General features: G+C 59.2%; 1 pseudogene. It reads left to right on the forward strand.

Annotated elements, in window-relative coordinates:
• Positions 1 to 989: 989 nt before the first annotated feature.
• Positions 990 to 1192: pseudogene (locus AC3YMN_RS19295) on the forward strand (histidine kinase); the annotation flags it as partial.

A 1192-nucleotide genomic window follows, 5' to 3' on the forward strand; every position in this document is an offset into this window, starting at 1 on the left:
CCGGGGCACAATCCACAACTCGGTACTTCCGGCTCAAGGGCCTATTTCTCCCTCGTCACAAAATCAAAGTCAGCCGCCAGCTGTGGGGGTTAGGGCTCAATTAGTTCACTTCTGGCAGGTCGCCGTGGCGGAATACGATGGTTCGCTCCGCCACCTCACCACCGGCAGCGTGTGTCGGTTGTGTCCACGCAATCACCGCCAGATAGGATCGCACCAGCTGCTCGGCGGCGTTGTACGCTGCTGCTTCATCCCGCATCTTACTGGCGCGAACGCCGGCACCATCTTGCCCGCCTCGTCTAGACGGAAAGCCTGTAGCAAAACCAGCTTTGACGAGGTGAATTTCTTCGTATCCATGAGGCGTTCTATCGTGAAACCGCTGCGAAGTAGCGAAGAACAGGACATTCTCAACAGCGTACGCGAATGCGGTGCTCGGGTGCACGTGGCCAGGCGCCAGCCCTAGCTACGGATCCGAGGGTTTCTTGTTTGGATTGGGAGGCGGCTTGGCTGGCTCCTCAACCGGGGTCGCATCGGCATCGCTACCAGGCTCGACGTCGGCGAGGGCGGGGTCGGGTTTCTTCTTCTCTGTGTCCTTCGGAGAATTGGGCATGGCTGACCTCATCTGAAACAGAACCAATCCGCGCTGGAGGTAGTTCGTTCCCCTGGGTCACTATGAGCCGGACGTCGGCGCGACGGCAAGGTTTCTGCGACCAATTCAAACCTGGTTTAGTTCCCCGTCGGGCCAATTTGACCCTATCGTGCCCTCCACTGCTCGAGGCACCCGGCACCTTCGCGCTTTTGACATTCCAGTTGGGCATACGCCACCCGGTTGGGCATACGCCACGCTTCCATTTCAGGCGCACGGGCTGGATCGCGTCTCGAGGTCAATAAGCAGCGCTTCGGGGGCGCTCCGATTCGAGCTCTTTACGATGATGCTGCCTATCCCTTAGAACGCGCGAACTGAGTTGGGCCCTGAAGGTGTCAGAAGCAATATGAGTGAAGCCGTCGAGAAGTCGAGTTCGCTCCTGCGGAATGCTAAGAATCTCGCACGCGCTGTAGACGCTGCTGGAATTGCCCTCTGGTCGTGGAACGTTGATAGCGACGCGCTCACCATGGACGATCAGGCCTACGACCTATGGGGGTTGGGGCGGGGCGCCCAGGTCACGTTCGAGGATCTATCCGCCCATATCCACCC

Source organism: Devosia sp. Z11_6 (genome assembly GCF_058133665.1).